Below are 23,804 nucleotides of genomic sequence, written 5' to 3' on the forward strand. Positions count from 1 at the left end.
TTTTACTGTATGTTTATACAGTATAAAATCCACGCCTTCTTCAAAGGAATTTCTGTCATGCGCACTGTTTCTGCCGCCGCGGTGCGCGACGCCGCCGGCGTGGCGGCCGCGTTCCCGCACGTCTGGCGCGCCAATCAACTGGGGTCGTATCGCACCGCCACCGTCCCGACCGGACATGCGACGCTGGACCGCGAGCTGCCCGATGGCGGCTGGCCAGCCAGCGTCTTGATTGAGCTGCTGACCCAGCAGCCGGGTATCGGCGAAATGCGCTTGTTGCAGCCGGCGCTGCGCCAGGCCGGCAGCCGTGCGATTGCCTTGGTCCAACCGCCATACCCACCGCAAGCGGCGGCCTGGGCCGCCGAGGGCTTTCCAGTGCAGCGGCTGGTGTGGGTCAAGAGCCGGCGGACCGTCGATGCCTTGTGGGCGGCCGAGCAAAGCCTGCGCAATCGCTCCTGTGTGGCCCTCGTGCTGTGGCAACCCCAAGTGCGTCATGAGGCGTTGCGCCGCCTGCATCTGGCGGCCCAGGGCGGCGATGCCACGGTGTGGCTGGTGCGCCCGCTGGCCGCCGCCCAGGAGGCGTCACCGGCGCCGCTGCGCTTGGCGCTGCGACCCGCCGCCGCCGGTATCCGCATTGACATCGTCAAGCGCCGCGGTCCGCGCCGTGACGCCCCCCTCATTGTGCCGCTGGAGAACATGCCGGCGGCGGATTTCCACTCTTTCGAACCCCACCATGCGTCTGTGGCTCAGCGTCCATCTGCCGTTGTTACCGCTCGAAACGCTGCGGCCGTGCTGGTCTGAACCGGGGGCGCACGTCGTCCTCGAGCACGAGCGCGTGCTGGTCGCCAGCCAAGCGGCGCGGGAGGCGGGCGTGCGGGTCGGCATGAAGCGCAACGGCGTGCTGACGCTCTGTCCGGAGGCGGCCGTGCATGCGCGCGACGAGCAGCGCGAGCGCATGGCGTTGGACAGCGTCGCGCTATGCCTGTTGCAGTACACGCCCGACGTCGCGTACGCCGAGCAACACAGCCTGATGCTGGAGGTCGGCGCCAGCCTGCGCGCATTTGGCGGCGTGCGCCGGCTGTTTCGCCGGGCCCAGGCCGACGTGCTGGCGCTGGGGTTGACCGGCCATTGGGGCATGGCACCGACCGCGCAAGGCGCCTGGCTGTTGGCGCACGCCGCCGGCGTGGCAGGCTGCCGCCGCCGCGTGTTACGCATGGAAACACTGGTGCCGGTGCTCAATCGGATTCCGTGCCGCATTTTGCCGCCGCTGGCGCCCTATCTGGACTGGCTCACCGCCATTGGCTGCCGCACCCTGGGCGAGTTGCGGCGCTTGCCGCGTGCTGGGCTCAAGCGGCGCTGTGACGAGGCGGTGCTCGAGGCCCTGGACCGCGCCTATGGTCAGGCGCCGGAGTTGTTTCGCTGGATAGAAACGCCGGAAGTGTTTGCGGCCAGACTGGAACTACCGGACCGTATCGACCAGGCAGAAGGCGTGCTGTTCGGCGCGCGCCGGCTGCTGTTGCAAATGACGGGCTGGCTCATCGCGCGGCAGCGGGCGGTCGAGCGCTTCACCTTGACCATGGAGCATGAGCGCGGGCGCCAAGCCGTACCGCCCACCGTGCTAGAGGTGGCGCTCGCCGCAGCAGCTTGGCAAGAGCCGCATCTGACCCGCTTGCTCAAGGAACGGCTGGGCCGCTTGACGCTGGCCGGTTCCGTCATCGTCTTGCGGCTAGAGGCGACGCAGACCGTAGCGATGGCACCGCCGTCCGCCTCGCTGTTCCCGGAACCGGGCGGCACGCCGGCGGATTTTCAGCGCTTGATCGAGTTGCTGAGCGCGCGTCTGGGCGACGACCACGTTCTGGTGCCGGCATTAGTTGCAGACCATCGGCCTGAGCTGTGCAATCGCTGGTTGCCGGCGGCGACCGCCAAACGGACCGCCACGCCGTCCCTACCCGACATTGAGCGTCCATTTTGGCTGCTCGAATCGCCCATCGAACTGATGCTGCGCGAAGAGCGTCCATTTTATGGCTCCCCGCTGCGCCTGTTGGGCAGTGCCGAGCGCATCGAATGCGGCTGGTGGGATGGCCAACTGGTCGTGCGTGACTATTTCGTCGCCCAGGGCGCGGAATCGGCCTGTTACTGGGTCTACCGCGAACGGTTGGGCGACGATATCCGCTGGTATTTGCATGGCTTGTTCGGCTGAGCCATGGCGACCAACTCGTCCGAGGCGCTGCCCGCGTATGCCGAATTGCAGTGCGTATCGAACTTCACCTTCTTGCGCGGCGCCTCGCACCCGGAAGAACTGGTGGCACGCGCCAGCCAGCTCGGCTACCAGGCGCTGGCGCTGACCGACGAGTGTTCCGTGGCCGGCGTCGTGCGTGCGCATACCGAAGCCAAGAAATGGGGACTCCATCTCGTCATCGGCAGCCAGTTTCAGGTCAGCGACGAGAGCGGGCGGCCGGCTTTTACGCTCATCGCGCTCGCGCAAAACCGCAACGGCTACGGCAACCTGTGTGAATTGATTACCCTGGGCCGCACCCGGGCTGCCAAGGGCAGCTACTGTCTGCGCCTGGCGGATTTCACGCAGCCCGAGCCGGCGTATGCCCACTTGCGCGGCTTGCCCGATTGCTTGGTTCTGTTGGCGCCCAAACACCATATCGCCAAACCCGACCTGCTCCAACAGGCGCAGTGGCTGTGCGCCGCCTTCCCGGACCGCGCCTGGCTGGCCCTGACCTTGCTGCACAAGTCGCGCGATGCGCAACATCGGTCGGTGGTCGAGCACGTGGCACACAGCCTGGGCTTGCCAGTGGTGGCCACGGGCGACGTCTGCATGCACGTGCGTTCGCGCAAACCCATGCAAGACACCCTGACCGCGATTCGCTTGCGCAAATCGATTGCCGACTGCGGCTTCGAGCTGGCGCCGAATGCCGAACAGCATTTGCGCGCGCGCCTACGGCTCGGCAACCTGTATCCGCCGGCGGCGCTGGCCGAGACGCTCAAGATTGCCGCACGCTGCACGTTTTCTCTCGACGAGCTGCGCTACGAATACCCAGACGAACTGGTGCCGGCCGGTGAGACGGCGGCCAGCTACTTGCGCGGCGAAACCTATCTCGGCGCCCATCGCCGCTTCCCGCTCGGGATTCCAGCCCAGGTGCAGCAGCAACTCGAACACGAGCTGGCGCTCATCGCGGAGATGGCGTACGAGCCGTATTTCTTGACCGTGTATGACATCGTCCGTTTCGCGCGTGGGCGCCAAATCCTGTGCCAGGGGCGCGGCTCGGCCGCCAACAGCGCGGTCTGCTATTGCCTCGGCATCACCGAGGTCGACCCAGCGCGCGGCAACCTGCTGTTCGAGCGCTTCATTTCCAAGGAGCGCAATGAACCGCCCGACATCGACGTGGATTTTGAGCACCAGCGCCGCGAAGAAGTCATCCAGTACATCTATGCCAAGTATGGCCGCCAGCGCGCGGCCTTGACCGGCGTCGTCATCAGTTATCGGCCCAAGAGCGTGTTGCGCGACGTCGGCAAGGCACTGGGGGTGGACCTCGGCCTCGTCGACCAAGTCGCCAAGTCGCATCGCTGGTGGGATGGCAGTGCGGCGCTGGCCGAGCGCTTCGCCGAATGCGGCCTGGACCCAAGCTCACCCGTCGCCCAGCATTGGGCCGACATCGCGCAAAAACTGCTGTCGTTCCCGCGCCATCTGTCGCAGCACCCGGGCGGCTTCATCATCGCGCGCGGCAAGTTGTTGCGGCTGGTGCCGATTGAAAATGCGGCGATGCCAGAGCGCAGCGTCGTCCAGTGGGACAAGGATGACCTGGATGCCTTGGGCTTGCTGAAGGTCGACATCCTGGCGCTCGGCATGCTGAGCATGATTCGCCGGGCGCTCGAGCTGATTTCGCAGCAGCGCGGCGAGCGCTTCGAGTTGCAAGACATTCCGGCCGAAGACCCGGCGACGTACGCCATGATTGGCCGCGCCGACACGGTCGGCGTATTCCAAATTGAAAGCCGGGCACAAATGTCGATGCTGCCGCGCCTGTTGCCGCGCACCTTCTACGACCTGGTGATTGAAGTGGCGATTATTCGCCCCGGGCCGATTCAGGGCGGCATGATTCATCCATATCTGCGCCGGCGCCAAGGACTCGAGCCGGTCACCTATCCGAGCCCGGCCATCGAACAGGCATTGGCGCGTACGCTCGGGGTGCCGATATTCCAGGAACAAGTGATGCAAATCGCGATGCTGGCCGGCGGCTTCACGCCCGGCGAAGCCGACCAGCTGCGGCGGGCAATGGCGGCCTGGAAGCGCAAGGGGCAACTCGATAAGTTCCAGGACAAGCTGACCCAGGGCATGCGCGCCAACGGCTATTCGGAAGAATTCGCGCAACAGATTTGTCAGCAAGTGCAGGGCTTTGCCGAATACGGCTTCCCGGAAAGCCATGCGGCGAGCTTTGCCTTGCTGGCGTATGCCAGCAGCTGGCTCAAGTGTCATGAGCCGGAAGCGTTCCTGGCGGCGCTGCTGAATAGCCAGCCGATGGGCTTTTATGCGCCGGCGCAGCTGGTGCAAGACAGCCGCCGCCACGGCGTTACCGTCTTGCCGGTCGATGTCCAGGCGAGCACATGGGAAGCGGCGCTGGAAGACATGGGACGCGCGCGGCCGGCGGTGCGGCTGGGACTGAACATGGTGTCGGGCTTGGCACAGGAAGCAGGGTTCAGAATCGAGGAGGCGCGCGCCATCGAGCCGTTTGCCGATATCCACGACTTGGCGCTGCGCGCGCAGTTGCAGCGCCTGGACTTGGAACAGCTGGCCGACGCCAATGCATTGGCGTCCTTGGCTGGGCACCGCCGCCAAGCGCTGTGGCAAGCCGTCGCCGGCGCGCCCGACAAGGGCTTGTTGCAGCGGGCGGCAATTGCGGAGGACGAGATTCAGTTGCCCGCACCGTCGGAAGCCGACGACATCGTCGGCGACTACCGGTCGCTCGGCTTGACGCTGGGCCGCCACCCGCTGGCGCTGCTGCGGCCGGTGCTCGCCAAGATGCGCTTCTTGCCGGCGGACGTCCTCAACACGTTTGCCGACCGCCAGGTAGCGCGCGCTTGCGGCATCGTGACCGTGCGCCAGCGCCCGGAAACCGCAAAGGGTGTCGTCTTCTTGACGATGGAAGACGAAACCGGGGCGGTCAATGTGATTGTCTGGCGTGACCTGGTCGACCGCCAGCGCAAGGAATTGCTGGGGGCGTCGCTGCTGGGCGTGTATGGCATTTGGCAGCGCGAAGGGGACGTGCGCAATCTGGTGGCGAAACGCCTGGTCGATTTGTCGCACCTGCTGGGCAGGCTGACGGCGAACAGTCGGGATTTTTGCTAGCAGCTGCCAAAAGCTATCGCCTCGCCAGGTTTTTTCACGCTGCGATTAGTGCTCTGCACAGGGGACGCGCACAATACCGCCGAATCTCACATTAAACAAAGCAGAGAGCGATGCGAAAAATTAGCCACTTCATCACGACGGTGCTGTTTACCGTTGCTGTTGCTGGTCCAGCCGTTGCGAAGGAAATGCGAACATCGGCAGACTTCGAAGTATGCCCGCAATTTTTCGTCGCCAGTGCAGCCCCGCGCGTCCCCGCATCGGTCCTATCGGAGTCTCGGTCGCTGTGTTACGACGCGTTCGCGGTCTTGCATTCAGGACGAAGCAAGACGCCGGTGTTTGTGGCACAACGGCTCAATCGCTCTTTACTACAAGCGGCGGTTGGCGAGAAACGCACGAACAAGTTCTTTGCCGATGCCCGGCTGCCCTACTCTGAACGGGCCCAGCTCGACGACTACAAGGGCAGTGGCTTTGACCGCGGTCACATGGCCCCGATAACGGTGAAGCAACTGGCATCAGTCCAGTAGTTTTTTGTGTTCAATTAACAAGTGTGCTACCTTGGGGGGACCAGTGAAGGAAAAGAATATGGATACGCCAGCGCGCGGCGTCCCTGCCAACCAGGGCGCAGCTTCGAATAATGGCCCGACCAATGCCGGTCTAGTCCGTACTCCGTCCATGGATAAGCTCATTCGGCACGTGAACAGAAGTGAACGGTACTCCTTTGAATCCGTTTGCAAGTCGATTAGCGAGGCAGTTAGCAAGGCTAAGCACAAAGCTTAATTAGGCTTACAGCCAATCAAAAACCCGCACCCGTGCGGGTTTTTCTTTCCCCAGAGTTACCATCATTCAAGATGCGCGACCTTGTCACCTGAAGGCAGTAACTAGCGTCATCTGGTACGAGATCCGGCCGCGTGCCGCATTCATGCGTATACTTCCCCGCATGCTACGCATCGACAATCTCAGCAAGCGCTATGGCGACCACCGTCTATTCCAGGAGTTGACTCATACGTTCCCGCCTGGATGTGTGGCGCTATGTGAAGAAGACAGCACCGGCAAATCCAGCTTGCTGGGCATCATCGCGGGCGTGATCGCACCGGATGCGGGCGACGTTTGGATCGACGGGCATTCGCTCATCCAAACGCCGCTGCAAGCCAAAGTCCGCATGGCCTATGTGCCCGACAATTGCTTGGCGTTTCCCATGCAGACGGGGCGTGGATTGCTCGAGCAAGTCGCTTCCGAAAAGAACACAACGCTCGACGATGCCGTGCTTGATCTGGCATACAAACTGGGGCTGGAACCGCATCTGGATAAGCGCTTCGAACAGATGTCGACGGGTACGCGCCGCAAGGTCTTCCTGACGGCCGCCGCCTTGGGTGAGCCGGCCGTCGTCATCGCGGACGGCCCCAGCAACGGGCTAGACGCGCAGGCTCGCGCCGTGCTGGCCGAACAATTCAAGATCTGGTCCCGAGATCGCGTCGTGCTGTTCGCCAGTCACGACCCCGCACTGGTGCAGGCCTGCGGAGCAAGGGCAATCAATGTTGCCACACTGCGCTAAGCGCGGTGCTGCTTTAGTGCGACCCTAAGTCTGGGCCCTTCCAGCGGAGATGCCGAGGGTGCAACTTAGGGTATCCAGTATGTCGTGCTACGGCTAGTCTCGCACCGGCATCCCTGGCAGGAATTCGATCCCTGTCCTGTTAACCAATTCGCGGTAGGTAATCGGACGGCCGGCACGCGCTTCGTCCGTGTTTTCCATCCAATGCGCCCAGGCGCGGCCGGTCGTCGCATCGTAGACAAGCTTGTAGAGATATTTCGGAACCCAGACTTTGCCGGGACCGATCACGCGCGGGTTGTCGGCGAACACCGGCCCCGTGATGACGTACACGTCGCCGTGAGCGCGCAGGACGTATTTCCGGGTTGCTTGTTCAATACCGTTCCAAGACCGTTGGTTATTGAGCGGCGCTTGCGGCACCATGTTGGCCAACGAAAAGCTCTGCGCCATCGCTTGCGCTGCCGGCATATCGCCTGCCGGTGCCATGTGACCGCGGTCAAAGCCACTGCCCTTGTAGTCGTCGAGCTGGGCCCGTTCCGCGTAGGGCAGGCGCGCATCGGCAAAGAACTTGTTCGTGCGTTTTTCGCCAGCCGCCGCTTGCAGTGAGGCGCGGTTCAACCGCTGAGCCACAAACACCGGCGTCTTGCTGCGACCGGAATGCAGCACCGCGAACGCGTCGTAACACAGGGATCGAAACCGCAGGTGGTCCGAAGCGGGGATGTGCGGAGCTGCACCGGTGACAAAAAATTGCGGGCATGCCTTGAAGTCGACCGATGCCGGGGTTTCTTTCGCAATAGCTGGGCCGGCGACGGCAACGGCCAGCAGCACCGTCGTGATGAAGTGGCGGATTATTCGCATTACTCTCCACACCGTTTAATACAAGCGTCGGCGGTATTGTGCCCGTCCAAGGTGCGGAGCACTCGTCGCAGCGTGAAAAAATATGGCGAGACGAGTGTTGCTGGCAGGGGCGAGCCAAAATCCCGACGACTTGCCGTCAGATGGACGCCGCGGCCCCCGATGTTGAGAGTGATAGACTGACAATGTTGTCACGCAGGAATCACTGTGCGGGTAACCGCGGACCGGAGCGAAGGGAATGGCATGGCACGCCGCAGAAAAAAGGAGGGATGGGCAACCATATTGGTGATGCTGCCCTGGTGGGTCAGCGCCGCCGCCGGGTGCCTTGCCTTTGCCGGCATGCGCTGGATCATCCCTTCGGTATTTGCCCGCCACCCTTTCCTGGTCGCGCTCGGGGCACTGTCCCATGCGCTGGCTTGGCTGGCTTTGCTGCTGTTCGGCTTGCTGGCAGCCATCGCTTTCGTCCGCTCCCAAACGAGTGGAGGCAGTAAGCCGACCGCCAGGCGCACCGGCATGGTTTTGGGCGCACGCCGAGAACCGGTAGTAAGCAGCCCACCAGCAAAAATTGATCCGGGCTGGGGGCATTCCAACCAAAATGCGGGCCCCCTCCCGGTCTTCGGCAAAGCCTTCGATAGTTGGACGCTGGAAGCGCTGCGGGCGCTCGAATGGAAGCGATTCGAGCTCCTTTGCGCCAAGTATTATGAAGCCGTCGGCTTCCAGTCCGAAACCCTCCGCTGCGGTGCCGATGGCGGCATCGATATCAAGCTGTTCAAGATCGATCCCACCAAGCCGATCGCGATCGTCCAGTGCAAGGCCTGGAATGCGTACTCAGTCGGCGTCAAGGAAGTGCGGGAATTGTTGGGAGTGATGGCCCATGAAAAGGTGGGGCGAGGGATTTTCATTACGACCAGTACCTACACCAATGACGCGCTCACGTTTGGCGGCGCCAATCCGATGCAATTGTTGGATGGTCCAGGCTTCCTGAATAAAATCCTGGGCCTGCCCCAAGGTCAACAAGACGCGCTTCGAAAGGCTGCCTTTGACGGCGATTACCGCACACCGACTTGCGCCTCCTGCGGCATCAAGATGACGCGGCGCGAGAGTCAGCGCGGGGCATTTTGGGGATGTGTGCACTACCCGCGATGCAAGAGCCGCTTTCCTTTTTCAGTTTAGGGTGACCGGCTCTTTTCGGCCCAGACTGTGTCAAAACGCATGTTTCAGAGGAAGTTTGCGAGGATTTTGCGGTACTCGATCACCGGATTCTGAGTTGTAGCGTCTAATGAAGTCATCGACGACGCCATCGGAGCCGAGCATGAAACGATTCGTGCAACAAGAGGATCGCACCCAATCGACGTTGCTTCCCGAATGCCTGGACGACTACGTGTCCGAAGACAACCCGGTACGGGTTGTCGATGCCTTTGTCGATAGTCTGAACTTGGCTGATCTGGGCTTTGAAGGCGTTATGCCCGCAAAGACCGGTCGACCCTCCTATCATCCCGCAGTTTTGCTCAAGCTGTATATCTATGGCTACTTGAACCGCATCCAGTCCAGCCGGCGCCTGGAGCGTGAAGCCCAGCGCAACATTGAGCTAATGTGGCTTGCCGGCCGCTTGACTCCTGACTTCAAGACCATCGCCAACTTCCGCAAGGACAACGGGCCAGCGATTCGCAATGTCTGCAAGCAGTTCATGGTGGTCTGCCGCAAGCTCGACCTGCTCACGGAGTCGACAGTCGTCATCGACGGCAGCAAGTTCAAGGCAGTCAACCACCGCGACAAGAACTTTACTCCGGCCAAGCTGGCACGACGGATGAAGGATCTGGAAGAGAACATTGCCCGCTACCTGGTGGAGATGGACACGGCCGACCGGCAGGAACCGGAGACTGCCAGATTGCGTACCACGCGACTCAAGGAGAAGATCGCTGCGCTGAAGGAACAGATGAAGGCGATGGAGGCCATCAAGGGAGAGCTTGCCGAGGCGCCGGATGGCCAACTGTCGCAAACCGATCCGGATGCACGCTCAATGAAGACGCGCGGCAGTGGCATGGTGGGCTACAACGTTCAGACAACGGTGGAGACGAAGCACCATCTGATCGTTGATCACGAAGTCACCAATGACCCGTCAGATCGGGGACAGCTGTACACCATGGCAACTCGGGCAAAAGAGGTGCTGGAGCAGAGCAAGATCACGGCCCTTGCTGATCGTGGCTACTACAGTGGCGAAGAGTTGCACAAATGCGAGCAAGCAGGCGTGGCGGCAGTTGTGCCGAAGTCAACGACTTCCAATGCCAAGGCGCAGGGGCGGTTTGACCGTGGTGACTTCCTCTACGATGCACAGAAGAACGAATACCGATGCCCGGCAGGTGAACATCTGATTTACCGGATGACGACAGTCGAACGAGGGATGACGCTTCACCGATACTGGACATCGAACTGCGGCAGCTGTGCCATGAAGGGGCGATGCACAACAGGTACAGAGCGTCGCGTTAGCCGCTGGGAACATGAACATGTGCTCGAACAAGCGCAGCACCGACTGGACCGCATGCCAGATGCAATGCGAATCCGCCGCTCAACGGTTGAACATGCGTTCGGTACATTGAAGCTGTGGATGGGCTCGGCGCACTTCCTGACACGTACGCTCAAGCGGGTTCGCACTGAAATGAGCCTGCATGTGCTCGCGTACAATCTGAAACGAGTCATGCATCTGGTGAAACTGGAAGTGCTGATGAAGGCCATGAAGGCATGAAGCCTTTATTTAGCTCGATGCGCCGTCAGGAATAGAGTCTATAAATGGTACGCCTGTAATCTAGGCACACTGGCTAGCTCAATTCGTTTGATAACCAATCAGAGGCAAATCTGAGCTCGTAAAACTCTGAAAACATCTGTTTTTACACGGTCTGGGCCAAGAGCAGCCATTTGCCGTACGGCCTTTTAGCCACAAGGCTAAGTGATTTTGATGGGTTTTTAAAATTAAAGCCAGAGGACACAGCATCGGTGAGAACAAACAAGAAAAGTCTCAGAAGGCCCAGAGGGCCGGTAGGGAGGAGTGAGCCAAACATCCCCCGTGTTTCGTGGGTTGTTCGCATGAAAGAAGGTTTTACAGCACTGACCGCCTTAGTCAGCTTCATCGCGGGTGTATTCGGCATCCTCGTCCTATATGCAAATAATAAGGGAGCTTTTGCCGACCTCAAGAATGATTTTTACTCCTGGCTCTATCAGGAAAAAGCGTGGACAGGGCTATTCAACAATTTTCCTGAAGGCTACGTAGACATGGCATCAATGAACTTGTCAGACACAAGCCTTCAACTGGTCATTATCGTGAAAGATGGCAACGTAGAGGGAGTTATTGCGGATAAGAAGCTTTGTAAGGTGGGTTTCCCCAACGGTTACAAGCTGCTGAAAGGCGACATTGGTGTGTTTGGGAATACGGCCAACGTTCAGGCCTTTGACTTCGAGGCTGGTTTTCTTCGTGAGTATGCCGAGTTGAAGATTAAGCGAGAAGGCATCGTGCTTGAAGTGGAAGCGAGTGAAGGCTCTAAGTGGCTTCTTCCTCGCCCTGTACGAATTGCAATGCATCCAGAAACTGATGCAGACACCGGGATGAAATCGCTACTTGATTTCTGTGCGACAGAGCGTGCCGAACTTATGAAGCATCTGGGCCAACCACAAAAGAGTCATGGCATTGAATCAAAGCTCGACACAGAAACCCCTTGACGCTAGGCACTCCAGCCTCCAGTGAGGCTGCTGAGACATCTGGGCCCAACGATGACTGAGAGTAACCAGAGAGAAGCAGAATGTGCTGAGGTGTAATGGATCTCATTAGACATGAGGCTGAGGCTCAAATCGAAAAAAATGAGCAGGGCTACAAGCTTTGCATTCCAGACATGTGAGCACAACACTGTTGTGCGATGACTAACATCTCCTTTGGGTCGAGGCTGTGTGAAAACAAAAAACGCCTATAAATTTGTGCAGGAATGAACCATTAAATCGCACAACGACGCCATTTCTTTGCGCCGGCAAGCGTCCAAGCGAATGGAAATTTCAAGCTCCTCACGTTTTCACACAGCCTAGACCCGAAGCGGACGTTTGGTGTTTCCATCTTCAATAGCATGCAAACTTAGCGCATGCCGCGAATTTCAGGATTTCTATATTATTACTTCCCGGTTAGCTTATTAATTCTTTGACGGCCAATGAGCAAATACGAAACCATATCCCTAGGAATGTCCGCCCTCGCTCTTGTTATTTCCGCTGCGACTGGTTATTTCCAGTACCAAACGAGACAAGATTCCGTTGAGGAAAGAATAAAAGTTGAATTAAAAATGATGCTCGATAAAAGTCCGTTGAACCCACTGGACTTAAGAATGATAAGTGGCGTAGAAGAGAGGGAAAATCTTCAACCCGCTGTTTTAATTACAAATATTGGAAGCGCCACCGTTCGAATTCTGGAAGCCGGTTATCAAGATTTTGATTTGCCAAATCATGCGTTCTACGCAGGCACAGAGCAGCCGCGGACGTTATCTCCTGGAGAGCAAGCGATATTCCCTATTTCAGATATCGTCAAAGTTAATAGACAACTGGTTGATGACATTAAATTAGGCGAGGAGAAAAACGCAAAAATATTTGCCGTCTCCACAAAGGGAAATCGGTTCGAAGCGCCCGCGGTTATCGAAGTTGCCAAGTAACAGCCACATCATTCAGAGAAGCCTAACCTAACTTACATTTATAGTTCACGTTCGGTTTTACACGACCGCGAGCGGAAAAATACGGACACTGCTGTCACCGGACAATTACCGGTTAATTCCGGAACGCTTGCGTTTTCGGCAATGAAGGGGGCGACGCGGATGGCCGTCGGCGGCGAGGTTAGGCTGCATAAACGTTGGCGAATACCACCCTGAAATGTCCTTATAGACCAACGTTTTTGCAGGTCGAGCGACCCGAGCGCACCCATCAGCCGTGTCCCCTGACTGCCTCCGGGAAAATCATCATTCCTCGTGAGATCCGGGAGCGGCTTGGCCTAAAGCCTAGCGACCAGGTTCGATTTTTCCTAGGCGAAGATGGCACCCTGGTGTTGCGCCCGCAACCTCCTCCCTCTGGTAAGCAATAGGATAGGCCGCTCACCAGGGCTTGATGCACTCCGCAGCGATAGGATTGGCGCGCGCCGGTGCTGCCTGATTTTAGAAGTCCAATGCCTCGCGTTCAGTGGCAGTCAGGGCGCGCACGCGCTGGGTCGCTTCGCGCCGCTGAAGGGCGCTGAGGGCCGGATCCGATTCCGCCAGCAAGTCAGCGAGTGTGGCGCCGGGCGCGATCGCGTCCAAGTACCGGAGCACCTGCGGGTGAAGTTTGCCGGGCGGTTCTATCAACCCGGATGCATCCCACCAGAAGTCGTGCAAGCTTATGAGATTTGTCTGGACTTGGCGCAGCAGCTTGCTCCGGCAGTTGGATTGAAACGGGAAAACGTAGCCCCCTGTCAGAACAAGCCGTTCTTGACCAGTACCTGCCGCGTTGAGTCGCGACTCGATGGGTTGCGGGGAATATGCGCTGTCTGGCAGGGGTTTATTGCTGTAGCTCACAATTCGGTACCGTCGAGCTTGAAAATCCCACCAATGATGTCTATTTTGCAAATTTACGCCGGTGCAACGCCGGCACGTAGTAACGCCACGATGAGCCAGTATTCGCCTTGCTGACCGCCTGTCCGGTCGTGCCCCCTATTTATGAGAGGGTACGACGCGGGAGCGGGCGATGAAACGGGTCTGGCTGGGGGCGAATCGGGCGCAAGGGCTGGCATGCGGCTCAGGTCGCGCGACTCTGTCCCTATTTAAGCGGGAGGGTTTCCACCCCCATGGCGCGCAGACAGGCGACCAGAAATGCCGCGCTGAACCGCTTGCGATTGACCTTGCGGTTGATCTGGTCGGGCGACTCGTCGATTCCCAGCTCCGCGAGCAGGCGCGAAAGCTGTTTGTAGCGAATACCGCGCCGCAGCATCTCGATTTCTATCAACTCTTTCGCGGTCTGCTCCCAAGCCTCGTAAGGCTGAACCGGCTGGCCACCATGGCGTGGCAGTCTCTCCATCACTCTCCCTCGGCCTTCAAGAGGCGTTTGCTCATTTCCTGCCAGTATTCTCTCACGGCTATTTTCAGTCGTATACGACTGATGTCCACCCGCCAGCATTACATGTTCTCAGGCAGTCATTTTTTTGAGGACCAATTGTTGGCAAAAAGTTTACCTATCACCCCGCCGCTCCGGCAGGGAGCCGTTGTGTTCTTGGCAACCGACCGAGCCACCCTCCAATTGCCGAGCCTCGGAGGTGCGCAATGAGAAGCGCGCCATCCTATGGCGTGCGCAGCCGCCGGACTGCGGCGAACGCCGGCGTCCGGTTCACGGCCCGGACGTACGGCAAAGCCCGCATCGGCACCTATGCCGAAAAGGCCGGCGGCCACATCACCGTCGACTCCGACGCGGAACGCCTGGTGGCGCACCTGCTGAGCGTCGACCCGCGCGTGCGCTCCTTCAAGCCACAACCGTTCACCGTCGACCTGGTCGGCGAACGGCTGCTGTTGACGCGCGAAGAAGTCTCCGAGGCACGCCGGATGCGGGGCGGCCGCGCCGGAGAGGTGGAATACACACCCGACTTCGCCACGGTTCAGCTCGATGGCCTGCAATGCGCGTACGAAGTCAAACTCGAGGGTTACGAGGGCGACGACCGCTACTGGGCGAAAATCGAGCGCGCCCGCGAAATCATGCTGGCGTACTGCTATCCGCTCTCCACGCTGGTCGTGCCGGCGGACGAACGGCACCCGGTCGTCGTCAATGCCCAACTGCTGAAGCCAGCGCTCGTGCGCGCCCAGGAATACCTGACGCCGGACATCATCGACCGGGTCCAGCGCTATTGTGAATCCGGCCCGGTGCTGCAACGCGACCTGTGTGCCGACCTCCAGATTCCGACGGGCCTGCTTCCGCCGCTGCTGGCCACCGGTGTGCTGCAAGCAGACGTGGCGCATCACCGCATCTGCGCCACGCTGGAACTGTCGGCCGCCTATGGCGACCTGGGCCACCTCTGCCTGATTGAGGAGCTGCGGTCATGATGTCCGACCTGCGCGTCGAAGACAAATTGGCGCCACCTGGCGAGCCGGACCGCTACTTCGAGGTGCTGGACGCTCGTATCCATGCCGGCACTATCCAAATTTTCGATGCCGCAAAACGCGAGGCTCGTTTTGTCGATGAAGCCGCCATCCGGGCCGGAATTGCGGCCGGCAGTCTGATACTGCATCGCAAGGGAATGCCGCGCGTCGGCCTCGTCGCCCAGTACGACAACCCGGCACTGCACGCCAGGGACCGTTTTCTGCACGACGCCCTGCGGCGCATCGATGCCCTCCGGGCGCAACGGGGTCTGTCGTTTGACGCCGCGATACCCCTGGCCCGTGAGGCCTACGTGAGCGAGCACGCAGACGGATTGGTGGTCTGCGCGTTTCCATCTCGTCCGACCCTGTTCCGGGCTCACAAGAAGCAACTGCTCGGCTTGCCGGTGCTCAAAGGCGACAAAAACAAAGGCAACGCGACGCCCAGGTATGCGAGGGACCTGATGGAATTCGCCGAGGGGGTCATCCAGGACCGGTACTTGGTCACGGAATCCAAGTGGACGGTCCTGGACCTGACGGGATATATCAACCGAGAAGCCCGCCGCCGCGGCCTGCATGTTGCCAAGCACGCTATCAGCCGCAAATTCGTCGTCGCCACGATTCATCGCCTGACCGTCGATGCCGAATACGACCGGATGGACCCGCTCAACCGGGTCGCCGGCAAGTCGTTCGCAACAAAGCGTATCCGGGCGGCATTTCCTTTCGCCCGCATCGAGCAGGATGCCCTGCATTTGCCATTCGTGGTGCGCACCCCCCATGGCGTCGCCCGGACCGTCTATCTGGTGCTGGCGATTGATGTCTGCACCGGGTATCCGGTGGGATGGCATCTGGTCATTGGTTCGCCGCGCGAGATGGATTCGCTGCGGTGCATCGAAATGTATCTGACGCCAGCCAAGGCGGCCCGCTTCAAGGCGCTGGGCATCGCCCATGCACGGAATCTCTATGGCACGCCTGCCCAGGTCATTTTTGATAATGGTCCGGAGACCAAGGGGGGCCGCATCGTTCGCCTGGAACTGCTAGGGATGGACGTCAAGCACTGCAAGGCGAAGGAAGCGCAAGGCAAGCCCTTCATCGAGCGCCTGAACCGGGCGCTCAAGGAGGCGTTGCAGCGCCTCCCGGGCTGCACGCGTTTCGAAGGTAAGGATGGCAAGCGTGACCCGGAGGCGCTGGGCGATGCGCTGATGACAGTCGACGCGCTCGAGAAGTGGATCGTCCGGTGGCTGTACGAGGACTGGGTCAACACGCCACTCGAGCGTCTGCGCTGGGACGAATTATTGGTCGATGCGGTCAAGGGCAAGACGCCGCTTGCGCGTCTGAATTACCTGACCGAAGAGAGGGGACATCCGATCACCATGCCACCACCGCGTCAGCAATGGATGGCCGCGCTCTTCGAGCACAAGCGGTGCACGCTGAGCGCCAAGACCGGCATCACGCTTGAGCATGGCTTCCGTTACAAGGGCGAAGCCATGTCCTATCTGCTGGCCAAGTACGGCGACCACGCCCAGCTCCATGTGGTCTACAACCCCGACGATTTCCGCCAGGCGTACGTGTACGAGGACGATGCCCTTCCGCTCGTCACGCTGACGCACGAACACGTCCGCCCGCAAACACCGGCCTGGACGTTTGCGGAAGCCAAAGCCCGTTTCGATGCGGGCATGGAGGACTGGACGGTCCCGGACGACAAGGTGCAATTCCTGCGCGACCTGGACGCTGCGGTGACTGGACATGGCAAGGCACGGAAACCGCGCGGCAAGCGCGCAGAAAACCAGGAAACCGTACGCCGGGCCAAAGACCACTCGGCCCTCCAGCGCAGCATCGACCGGCCGCTGTTGTCGACTGGGCCGTTTGGGCCTGCCCCTTCGACCAATCCCTCATTGCCCACGGAAGACCTTCAGCCGGTTGCCATCTCGTACGACGATGCGCCGCTGATGTCCATCGTAAACAGAACCACTGGAGAAAAACTGCTGTGACACCAGCCCAACAATTGCGCCGAGATATCGAGACCTGCGAACTGCCGCATCCCATGTTCGTGGAGCACCTCGCTACGCTCAAACGGCGCATCGATGACGCCCTCGCTGGCTTTGCACCCAAAATCGTTCGCGTCCCCGGTCCGAGCGGCGTGGGCAAATCTTCGCTCATTGCCACCCTGTCGCGCGACTACCCGGAAACCCGTATCGACGGACGGCGCCATGTGCCCGTACTGGTGGTGGCGGTGCCCCAATCTGCAACGGCCAAGCTGCTTCCCCAAAGTGTCCTGCGCGCGTTGGGCATCGGGGTCCCTGCCCGCCTGACGGCGGGAGCGCTGTTCGATTTCATGGTGACGCAGCTGCGCCTGGCCGGCACGCGGGTGATTATTTTTGACGAGATATCGCACCTCGTGGATGAAGGGTCGCGCGTGCCCCCGCGCGCCTCCAGCGACTGGCTCAAGGCTCTGGCCGACACCCTCGACATGACGCTGATTCTGTTCGGTATTCCGCGCCTCGAACGCCTTTTTTCAGCGAATGAACAACTGCGTCGCCGGGCTTATCCTGCGCGCCATTTTTTGCCGTATGACGCCAGCGATGCCAAGCAGATGGCGGCATACATTTCATGCGTCACCAATTATGCCCGCCTGTTCGCTGCGGCGGCCTATCCGATTGACGTGCGCCCCCGCGTGCTGACGCAGCAAAGCTATCTGCTCACCGGTGGCCTGATTGGGGTACTCGCCGACTTCATGCGTGAGTTGGCCAAGTTAATGGCGAACCAAGCACCGCGCGCCATCACCTACGCAGACTGCCAGAAGGCACTGGCAGACGTCAACCACGCCGGGTCACCGCACAGATTGGCCTTCCGGGATTCGGGCATCGAAGACGTGGACGTCGAGCCGGCAGCCCTCAAGCAGGCCTACGTCCATGTTTTGACCAGCAACCTGGCGTCCGTCCCGGTCCGTAAAAAATCAGGAGATAAACAATGAGCCTCATGCGGACCTCTGCGCCTCGGGACGATGAGTCCGGCATGGGGTACTACCGTCGACTTTCCGGCGACAATGCGCTGTTCAGCTGGCGTGACCTGACGGATACGGCGGGTGTCGAACGGAGTCGCCGCGCCTTGCTGATGCGCACGGACGAGGTAGCCCGGAATCTGGGTCTGGAGCCGGCATGGACCGAATCCGCCAGGCAGAAAGAAGACCTCTGCCGCGACTGGGGCCGACTGCATCGTGCGCAATCGGATGCAGTGTGTCCAGCGTGCCTGGCGGAATCGGCGTACCTGCGACACCCGTGGGAACACGCATATGTCACCGCATGTCCGCAGCACCGCCTGCGCCTGGTCGACCAGTGCAACGCCTGTGGCAAACACCTGTCGCCGGAGCGACTCTATATCGGATTGTGCGCGTGTGGCCATGACTTGGGCAGCCTGCCGCGGGTGCCGGCGACCCAGGCACAGCAGTGGCTGTCGACGCTCATGGCGAGCCATGGCCGGCAGTCGGGCAGCACGAAGCCGGTGCTGCATGACGTCGACACCAACGTGCTGGTGAAGGTCATTCGGACGCTCTGCCTGCATGCAGGCCCGAAGCCGCCCGGGTTGTCGCGTGGCGCAGCCGTGCCAAAATCGGTCGCGGAAGCGGTCGAATTCCTCGCACCGCTCGAAGCCTTATTGACTGATTGGCCAATGGGCTTTCGGGCGCATGTTGCGCAACGCATTGCCGCCGGCCGCAAGGATGCGCGCACGCTGAACACATTGCTGGGCGATTGGTATATCAGCCTGCGCAAGCTGTGCCAGGGCACGACGCTCGAGCCGCTCCTGCACATCATCCTCGACGTCGCCGCCGAAAAAACCGATTGCGTACTGGGCTTGGATTCGGCCAAGGCCATGGCCGAGGAGGCGACCGGATACCTGCGGGCGCCGGATGCCGCCAAAGCCATCGGTGTCAGCGTTTCCCGTCTGCATGACGCGATTCAGGCGGGCGAATGCGCGCACCGCACGCGGCGTACGGGCACGCGTGGGCAGGTGTATGAAATTCCCTGCGCCGAGGTCGAGCGCATCCAGCAGCAACGTGCCGGGTGGATTTCCGACAGCACGGCCTGCGAGCTGGCCAGTGTTCCCCCCGTCGTGCTCGAACGCATGAAAGCGGCCGGTGTCATCCGGTCCGACATCCGCTGGCGCGAAGACCTCCTGAAAGGCGGCCCGGTCGAACGCCCATCCCTGCTGGATTTATATGCGCGTGTGGACCGGTGGGCCGCACCCACTGCGGTGGCCGATGATGCAACCCTCACCTGGGCGGAACTGACCAGCCGGCGCATGGGGGAGAAGCAGGCCATCGAGTCGCTGATGCAGGCCGTTGCAAATGGCGACGTGAAAGCCGTCGCCCATGCGCGAACGCTGGGCGAACTGTCTTTCCTGAGGGCGGACGTGTCACGGTATTTCGGCACGCCCCTGCTCGAGGCGGGTATGTCGATTCAGCAGCTGGCCAAAGCGACCGGCTGGAAATGGGAGTCCATCGCGCACTGGGTGGACGAAGGGTTGCTGGCGTCCGAGTCGATTCAACGCCGCGGCCAGCACTGCCGCGTCGTGTTGCCGCATCAGCTGTTGGCATTCCGACAAACCTACGTGCCTCTTGCCGACTTGGCGCGTGGCATGGGTACCAAATCGTCTGCCCTATCGAAGCTGTTGTCTGGCATTGAGCTGGTCGGTGCTCGGCATCTCCGAGACGGAGCCATTCGCGGCGGGCTGATTCGCATGGCAGAGCTGGGGCGCCTGGCAGTTCTCGGAGCAAGGGCAGGGCAAGACCTGTTTGTTCCATTAGCGCAGGAGTGATGATGGTTACCCAGCTCTTCCGGTATCGCGCGGTGCCATTACTTTTGAAACTTCTCAAGTGTCGTGAAACCGCTGCTACGGGTAAAGAGAGGACGATAGTCATTTGGGCACTGCGCGGTAGCAAGCAACACTTTACAAAACCAGGCTTTTGAGAGACATGAAATGGCACAACGCTTGCAAGACATTCTCCATAAACTTTACAGGCCGCCGACTGACAGGACGCGCCAAGTTTTTGCATTGTCGCGGCCTGATGCGGAAAAGCTGCCGCTATTGCCATCGATTGCCGTCATCTCAATCACTGCACCGGAGCGCCCACCAGCTGCCATTGGCGACTTCGCTCACGTGCTGCGCCTGAGCTTTGCCGACGTCGATTTCCTCAATCCGGACCTATCCGAGCGCGCTCGGGGAAAGCTGGCTCACGCCTTCACCGAAGAGCAGGCAGAAGCCATTCGCTCCTTCGTCGAAGCACTGCCCGATGAGATATGCTCATTAGTTATCCACTGTGAAGGAGGCTATTCGCGCTCATGCGCCGTCGCCGTCGCTCTCCATCAGCTCTATGGTTACCAGGTGGAGCTCGCGCACCTCACGGAGGCTAACCGTTCAATCGTGCGCGTGCTGATGGGAGATTTTCGTAGCCACCGCAAGCGGAAGAAAACCACTCGCTAACATGCATCCATGCATCTGGCCTTGTCGTTGGGTACTCGAATGCGACTACATCCCAATACCCACCCGGTACCTCTATTGGCGCTTCTGAACACATCCTCCCAACTGAGAAATGGATTCGCCATTCTCATGCTTACCCAAATGGCTCAGCCTAAAAGCAGGTGAACACCTTCACAGCCTTGCTACGGGTGGTGAGGCTGAGCCCAGCCCTCCCTGGCAGATTTGCCCGGATGCGCCTTCACTCAGCCGTCACCCCCACTGCTACGGTATGGAGCCGGCCTCGCCCGGCAGACTTTCGTTCCACGCCTCTGCCTTCGCCAGCGCGCCGATTTCTCAGAACTTCCCCCCAGAATCGGTTTCCCCGGCGTGCTGGTGGTCGGCACCTCGTCCACGCCGGCGGCAATTACCACATCACCGAAGCCCACCAATGGGATGGGGCGGTTCTTCGACCCGGCGGCATGGCGCGCGGCGGGTGGCATGCAGGTTCTTGCATCACAGTATATGTGTCGCTGGAGGGCATGCCACGCGAATCGAAGAAGCTTGAAAAATTTTGCGCTCGAGATGGGCTGATTCGAATAGGCAGCGAGCCGTCAGAAGACGGGAAACCCATCCCTAATCCAGGGTGTCTGATTTATGCTTGATTGCATCAGGAAATTTGGAAAAATGTCTGAAAAATGCATGGCTCCCCGAGTCTTGTCTGAATTTTGTTTGATTCGCCAAAAGTGCTAACTTTGCGGCAGATACAACAACCGGCTCGCGCCGATAAACTGCGAGCAACAGTATTTCGAGAGACTCGTCAGTGTCTAGGACACAGGGAGCGATTCACTCATGACCTGTCTTGGCACCACGAGAGAGGAAACGCCGAGGAGTGGCGGCGGCCGTACGGCCCCTTCGCTGGCGCCGGCCAAGGGTACTGGCAGTGGTGAATCCAACCAAAAAACTTCGAGGGGTGGTATTACCCACCACCGCAATGTGCGCGCTCATCAAAAGACGAGTAGAGGGGCCGATGACATGATTGACAAGGGTAAGAGGCGGGAACATAATTGACCGAAGAGTAGAATTCATGTTCAATAGGTAAAACGATCTTCCAATAAGTCGAAAATTGGTGAGAAAAGTGCTCCGGAAAGCCCGGCAGCATATGGCACGCATTGATCACTACAACAAGGCGCCGCAAGGCTCCATTCAAGGAGATATGATGTCCGATACTTCCGCAGTCTTCCTGAGCGAACAGGAAGTCATGATCCGCGATTCCGCCAGAAAGGTGGCCAACGAAGTCGTCGCAACGACCGCGGCGGCGCGCGATCAGTCGCAAGCTTGGCCACATGACGAGCTGAAATCTGTGGGTGAACTCGGCTTTATGGGTATGTTGGTGCCAGACGAGTATGGCGGGTCGGGCGCAAGCTTTGTCGAATACTGTCTGGCCATTGAAGAGTTCGCGGCGGCGGATGCTGGATTTGCGACTATCGTTCATGTCCACAACAGTCTGGGTCTGACGCTGATGTGGTCGGCTAGCGAAGAACAGAAGCGTAAATACTTGCCAAAGCTTGCCAGCGGTGAGCACATTGGCGCCTTCTTGCTTACCGAGCCTCACGCCGGATCCGACACCGCGGCATTTCGCACCTCCGCGCGACGAGATGGCACTGAATACGTCCTGAACGGCAGCAAGCAATTCATTTCGAACGGCAGCGAGGCAGGCTTGGCGATCGTGCTTGCGGTCACCGATCCAACCGCCGGCAAGCGCGGAAAAAGCTTGTTCCTAGTCGACCCGAAGCAGCCCGGATACGAGGTCGCACGTGTCGAAAGTAAATATGGTCAACACACCGCACATCTCGCGCAGATCGAATTGAAGGATTGTCGCGTCCCAGCCGGAAATCTCATTGGTGCCGAAGGCGCAGGCTATCAGCAAACGATGGCATTACTGTCGCACGGCCGTGTCGCCATTGCGGCGCAGGCCGTTGGGGTCGCTCGTGCCGCCCTGGAGGCGGCCTTGCGGTACGCCAAGGACCGGGAAGCGTATGGCGCCCCGATCATCAACTTGCAAGCGGTCAGCTTCGACTTGGCAGACATGGCGATGCATGTAGAGATTGCCCATCAGTATGTGTTGCATGCCGCACGCTTGGTCGATGCGAACGTTCCATGCGCGAAGGAAGCGTCGATGGCGAAGCTGTTCGCTAGCGAGATGGCGGAGAAGGTGTGCTCTACCGCGCTACAACTCCATGGTGGGTACGGCTACCTCAAAGATTTCCCGGTCGAACGCTATTGCCGTGATGTCCGTGTCTGCAAGATCTATGAAGGCACGAGCCATATTCAGAAGCTCATCATTGCGCGTAGTCTGGCCTAGGAATAACGCCGGGCGGATGTAATAAGGCCGGCGTATCGTGAGGAGTCCGCCATGAACACTGAAGACGAAGGTAGCACAGCTGCCAAGCCTGGCCTGACATATCCGTGCGGAGAGGTTCCAGAGGCGGGAACCGCCAGGGAAATCGCGCAGGGGGTGCAGTGGATACGCATGCCCCTGCCGTTCCAACTCGACCATATCAACATGTGGGCAATCCGTGATGGGGCCGGCTGGTCGCTGGTGGATACCGGCATCTGGTCGCCCGATACGGCGGCGGCTTGGCGCCGGTTGTTTTCCGGTGTGCTCGGGGATCCTGTGACGCGCGTCTTCGTCACCCATATGCATCCCGACCATATCGGCATGGCGGGCTGGCTGACCCGGAAGTTTGGCTGCAAGCTATGGATCAGTCGCCTGGAGTACCTGAGCTGTCGCGTGCTAGGCGCCGATACCGGTCGTGAAGCGCCGGAGGACGCCGTGCAATTCTATCGTCGGGCCGGCTGGAATGACGAAGACATCGAAAACTACCGCACGCGGTTCGGCGCCTTCGGTAAGATGATCTATGCTTTGCCCGACAGTTATCGGCGCCTGCGGGATGGCGAAGAGCTTCATATCGGCGGACGGCTCTGGCGCGTCGTGGTGGGCACGGGGCATTCGCCAGAGCATGTTTGCCTGTACTGCCCTGAGCTAAAGCAGCTGATCTCGGGCGACCAGATATTGCCCCGCATATCATCCAACGTCTCGGTATTTCCCACTGAGCCGGAAGCTAACCCACTCTCAGACTGGCTGGATTCGCTTGAAAAACTGAGGCGCGAAGTCCCGGACGACGTACTGGTGCTTCCTTCACATAATGAGCCGTTTCATGGCTTGCATCATCGGATCGACTCTCTTTTGCAGAGCCAGCAGCGCGCGCTCGAGCGGCTGCGGAAAGCTCTGTGCGAACCGCGGCGTGTGATCGACGTATACGGGGCACTGTTCGCCCGGGCCATCACCTCGGACCACCATTTGATGAGCATGGCGACGGGAGAAAGTTTGGCCCATCTCAACTATCTCGTAGCTCGAGGTGAAGCTTCGGTGCGAATCGGAGACGACGGCTGCGCCTGGTATCAGATGGCCGCCGCCTAACAG

At 60.0% G+C, this 23,804-nt stretch carries 19 protein-coding genes; 17 read left to right on the forward strand and 2 right to left on the reverse strand.

Annotated elements, in window-relative coordinates; all coding sequences use genetic code 11:
* Positions 1–9: 9 nt before the first annotated feature.
* From imuA to G3574_RS21310, 5 genes are all read left to right on the forward strand, one after another.
* Positions 10–798: a translesion DNA synthesis-associated protein ImuA gene (imuA, locus tag G3574_RS21290; protein ID WP_235953547.1), complete on the forward strand. Its 789-nt coding sequence runs from the start codon at positions 10–12 to the stop codon at positions 796–798.
* Positions 731–2,197: a Y-family DNA polymerase gene (locus G3574_RS21295; protein ID WP_163967559.1), complete on the forward strand. Its 1,467-nt coding sequence runs from the start codon at positions 731–733 to the stop codon at positions 2,195–2,197. Before imuA ends, G3574_RS21295 begins: the two co-directional genes overlap by 68 nt.
* A gap of 3 nt (positions 2,198–2,200) precedes the next feature.
* Positions 2,201–5,350 (forward strand): error-prone DNA polymerase, encoded by a 3,150-nt coding sequence (locus G3574_RS21300; protein WP_163967560.1) that lies wholly within the window; start codon positions 2,201–2,203, stop codon positions 5,348–5,350.
* A gap of 110 nt (positions 5,351–5,460) precedes the next feature.
* Positions 5,461–5,874, forward strand: coding sequence for a DNA/RNA non-specific endonuclease (locus G3574_RS21305; RefSeq protein WP_163967561.1), 414 nt, complete (start codon positions 5,461–5,463; stop codon positions 5,872–5,874).
* Between the two features lie 413 nt (positions 5,875–6,287).
* The gene (locus G3574_RS21310; RefSeq protein ID WP_163967562.1) at positions 6,288–6,902 is read left to right on the forward strand and encodes an ABC transporter ATP-binding protein; all 615 of its coding nucleotides are present in this window, start codon (positions 6,288–6,290) and stop codon (positions 6,900–6,902) included.
* A 93-nt stretch (positions 6,903–6,995) separates the two neighbouring features.
* Here G3574_RS21310 and G3574_RS21315 read toward each other — a convergent pair whose 3' ends face one another.
* Positions 6,996–7,754, reverse strand: coding sequence for a DNA/RNA non-specific endonuclease (locus tag G3574_RS21315; protein WP_163967563.1), 759 nt, complete (start codon positions 7,752–7,754; stop codon positions 6,996–6,998).
* A 240-nt stretch (positions 7,755–7,994) separates the two neighbouring features.
* Between G3574_RS21315 and G3574_RS21320 the strand changes: the two genes are divergently transcribed.
* From G3574_RS21320 to G3574_RS28975, 5 genes are all read left to right on the forward strand, one after another.
* Positions 7,995–8,924, forward strand: coding sequence for a restriction endonuclease (locus G3574_RS21320; RefSeq protein ID WP_163967595.1), 930 nt, complete (start codon positions 7,995–7,997; stop codon positions 8,922–8,924).
* 139 nt (positions 8,925–9,063) lie between these two features.
* A complete protein-coding gene (locus tag G3574_RS21325; protein ID WP_163967564.1) occupies positions 9,064–10,494 on the forward strand; it encodes an IS1182 family transposase in 1,431 nt (476 codons plus the stop codon).
* Positions 10,495–10,832: 338 nt separating this feature from the next.
* Positions 10,833–11,462 carry a hypothetical protein gene (locus tag G3574_RS21330; RefSeq protein ID WP_163967565.1) on the forward strand — a complete coding sequence of 210 codons (630 nt, stop codon included), beginning with the start codon at positions 10,833–10,835 and terminating at the stop codon, positions 11,460–11,462.
* Between the two features lie 476 nt (positions 11,463–11,938).
* Positions 11,939–12,430 (forward strand): hypothetical protein, encoded by a 492-nt coding sequence (locus tag G3574_RS21335; protein ID WP_163967566.1) that lies wholly within the window; start codon positions 11,939–11,941, stop codon positions 12,428–12,430.
* A gap of 236 nt (positions 12,431–12,666) precedes the next feature.
* A complete protein-coding gene (locus tag G3574_RS28975) occupies positions 12,667–12,852 on the forward strand; it encodes an AbrB/MazE/SpoVT family DNA-binding domain-containing protein (RefSeq protein ID WP_407941692.1) in 186 nt (61 codons plus the stop codon).
* Between the two features lie 707 nt (positions 12,853–13,559).
* On the opposite strand, the gene G3574_RS21345 is transcribed toward G3574_RS28975, so the two are convergent.
* The gene (locus G3574_RS21345) at positions 13,560–13,817 is read right to left on the reverse strand and encodes a DUF6471 domain-containing protein (RefSeq protein WP_163967568.1); all 258 of its coding nucleotides are present in this window, start codon (positions 13,815–13,817) and stop codon (positions 13,560–13,562) included.
* Positions 13,818–14,059: 242 nt separating this feature from the next.
* On the opposite strand from G3574_RS21345, the gene G3574_RS21350 reads away from it, so the two are divergent.
* The 7 genes from G3574_RS21350 to G3574_RS21380 all read left to right on the forward strand — a co-directional run bounded on the left by G3574_RS21350 (position 14,060) and on the right by G3574_RS21380 (position 23,801).
* A complete protein-coding gene (locus G3574_RS21350) occupies positions 14,060–14,830 on the forward strand; it encodes a hypothetical protein (protein WP_163967569.1) in 771 nt (256 codons plus the stop codon).
* Positions 14,827–16,854 (forward strand): transposase family protein, encoded by a 2,028-nt coding sequence (locus tag G3574_RS21355; protein ID WP_163967570.1) that lies wholly within the window; start codon positions 14,827–14,829, stop codon positions 16,852–16,854. Before G3574_RS21350 ends, G3574_RS21355 begins: the two co-directional genes overlap by 4 nt.
* Complete coding sequence (locus tag G3574_RS21360) at positions 16,851–17,837, forward strand: TniB family NTP-binding protein (RefSeq protein ID WP_328804825.1); 987 nt, start codon at positions 16,851–16,853, stop codon at positions 17,835–17,837. Before G3574_RS21355 ends, G3574_RS21360 begins: the two co-directional genes overlap by 4 nt.
* Positions 17,834–19,678 (forward strand): TniQ family protein, encoded by a 1,845-nt coding sequence (locus tag G3574_RS21365; protein WP_163967571.1) that lies wholly within the window; start codon positions 17,834–17,836, stop codon positions 19,676–19,678. The genes G3574_RS21360 and G3574_RS21365 overlap by 4 nt, the downstream gene beginning before the upstream one ends.
* 162 nt (positions 19,679–19,840) lie before the next feature.
* Entirely contained in the window at positions 19,841–20,344 is a 504-nt protein-coding gene (locus G3574_RS21370) for a hypothetical protein (protein WP_163967572.1), read from the forward strand.
* A 1,192-nt stretch (positions 20,345–21,536) separates the two neighbouring features.
* Positions 21,537–22,682: an acyl-CoA dehydrogenase family protein gene (locus G3574_RS21375; protein WP_041863569.1), complete on the forward strand. Its 1,146-nt coding sequence runs from the start codon at positions 21,537–21,539 to the stop codon at positions 22,680–22,682.
* A gap of 51 nt (positions 22,683–22,733) precedes the next feature.
* Positions 22,734–23,801 (forward strand): MBL fold metallo-hydrolase, encoded by a 1,068-nt coding sequence (locus tag G3574_RS21380; protein WP_105793868.1) that lies wholly within the window; start codon positions 22,734–22,736, stop codon positions 23,799–23,801.
* Positions 23,802–23,804 lie beyond the last annotated feature (3 nt).

Origin of the sequence: Noviherbaspirillum galbum (assembly GCF_010974945.1) — a bacterium.
GTDB classification, from domain to species: Bacteria; Pseudomonadota; Gammaproteobacteria; order Burkholderiales; family Burkholderiaceae_D; genus Noviherbaspirillum; species Noviherbaspirillum galbum.

What these genes read in the sequence shown, in the direction of transcription:
- imuA (WP_235953547.1), top strand. Translation starts at nt 10, where the DNA reads ATGTTTATACAGTATAAAATCCACGCCTTCTTCAAAGGAATTTCTGTC.
- G3574_RS21295 (WP_163967559.1), top strand. Translation starts at nt 731, where the DNA reads ATGCGTCTGTGGCTCAGCGTCCATCTGCCGTTGTTACCGCTCGAAACG.
- G3574_RS21300 (WP_163967560.1), top strand. Translation starts at nt 2,201, where the DNA reads ATGGCGACCAACTCGTCCGAGGCGCTGCCCGCGTATGCCGAATTGCAG.
- G3574_RS21305 (WP_163967561.1), top strand. Translation starts at nt 5,461, where the DNA reads ATGCGAAAAATTAGCCACTTCATCACGACGGTGCTGTTTACCGTTGCT.
- G3574_RS21310 (WP_163967562.1), top strand. Translation starts at nt 6,288, where the DNA reads ATGCTACGCATCGACAATCTCAGCAAGCGCTATGGCGACCACCGTCTA.
- G3574_RS21315 (WP_163967563.1), bottom strand. Translation starts at nt 7,754, where the DNA reads ATGCGAATAATCCGCCACTTCATCACGACGGTGCTGCTGGCCGTTGCC.
- G3574_RS21320 (WP_163967595.1), top strand. Translation starts at nt 7,995, where the DNA reads ATGGCACGCCGCAGAAAAAAGGAGGGATGGGCAACCATATTGGTGATG.
- G3574_RS21325 (WP_163967564.1), top strand. Translation starts at nt 9,064, where the DNA reads ATGAAACGATTCGTGCAACAAGAGGATCGCACCCAATCGACGTTGCTT.
- G3574_RS21330 (WP_163967565.1), top strand. Translation starts at nt 10,833, where the DNA reads ATGAAAGAAGGTTTTACAGCACTGACCGCCTTAGTCAGCTTCATCGCG.
- G3574_RS21335 (WP_163967566.1), top strand. Translation starts at nt 11,939, where the DNA reads ATGAGCAAATACGAAACCATATCCCTAGGAATGTCCGCCCTCGCTCTT.
- G3574_RS21345 (WP_163967568.1), bottom strand. Translation starts at nt 13,817, where the DNA reads ATGGAGAGACTGCCACGCCATGGTGGCCAGCCGGTTCAGCCTTACGAG.
- G3574_RS21350 (WP_163967569.1), top strand. Translation starts at nt 14,060, where the DNA reads ATGAGAAGCGCGCCATCCTATGGCGTGCGCAGCCGCCGGACTGCGGCG.
- G3574_RS21355 (WP_163967570.1), top strand. Translation starts at nt 14,827, where the DNA reads ATGATGTCCGACCTGCGCGTCGAAGACAAATTGGCGCCACCTGGCGAG.
- G3574_RS21365 (WP_163967571.1), top strand. Translation starts at nt 17,834, where the DNA reads ATGAGCCTCATGCGGACCTCTGCGCCTCGGGACGATGAGTCCGGCATG.
- G3574_RS21370 (WP_163967572.1), top strand. Translation starts at nt 19,841, where the DNA reads ATGGCACAACGCTTGCAAGACATTCTCCATAAACTTTACAGGCCGCCG.
- G3574_RS21375 (WP_041863569.1), top strand. Translation starts at nt 21,537, where the DNA reads ATGTCCGATACTTCCGCAGTCTTCCTGAGCGAACAGGAAGTCATGATC.
- G3574_RS21380 (WP_105793868.1), top strand. Translation starts at nt 22,734, where the DNA reads ATGAACACTGAAGACGAAGGTAGCACAGCTGCCAAGCCTGGCCTGACA.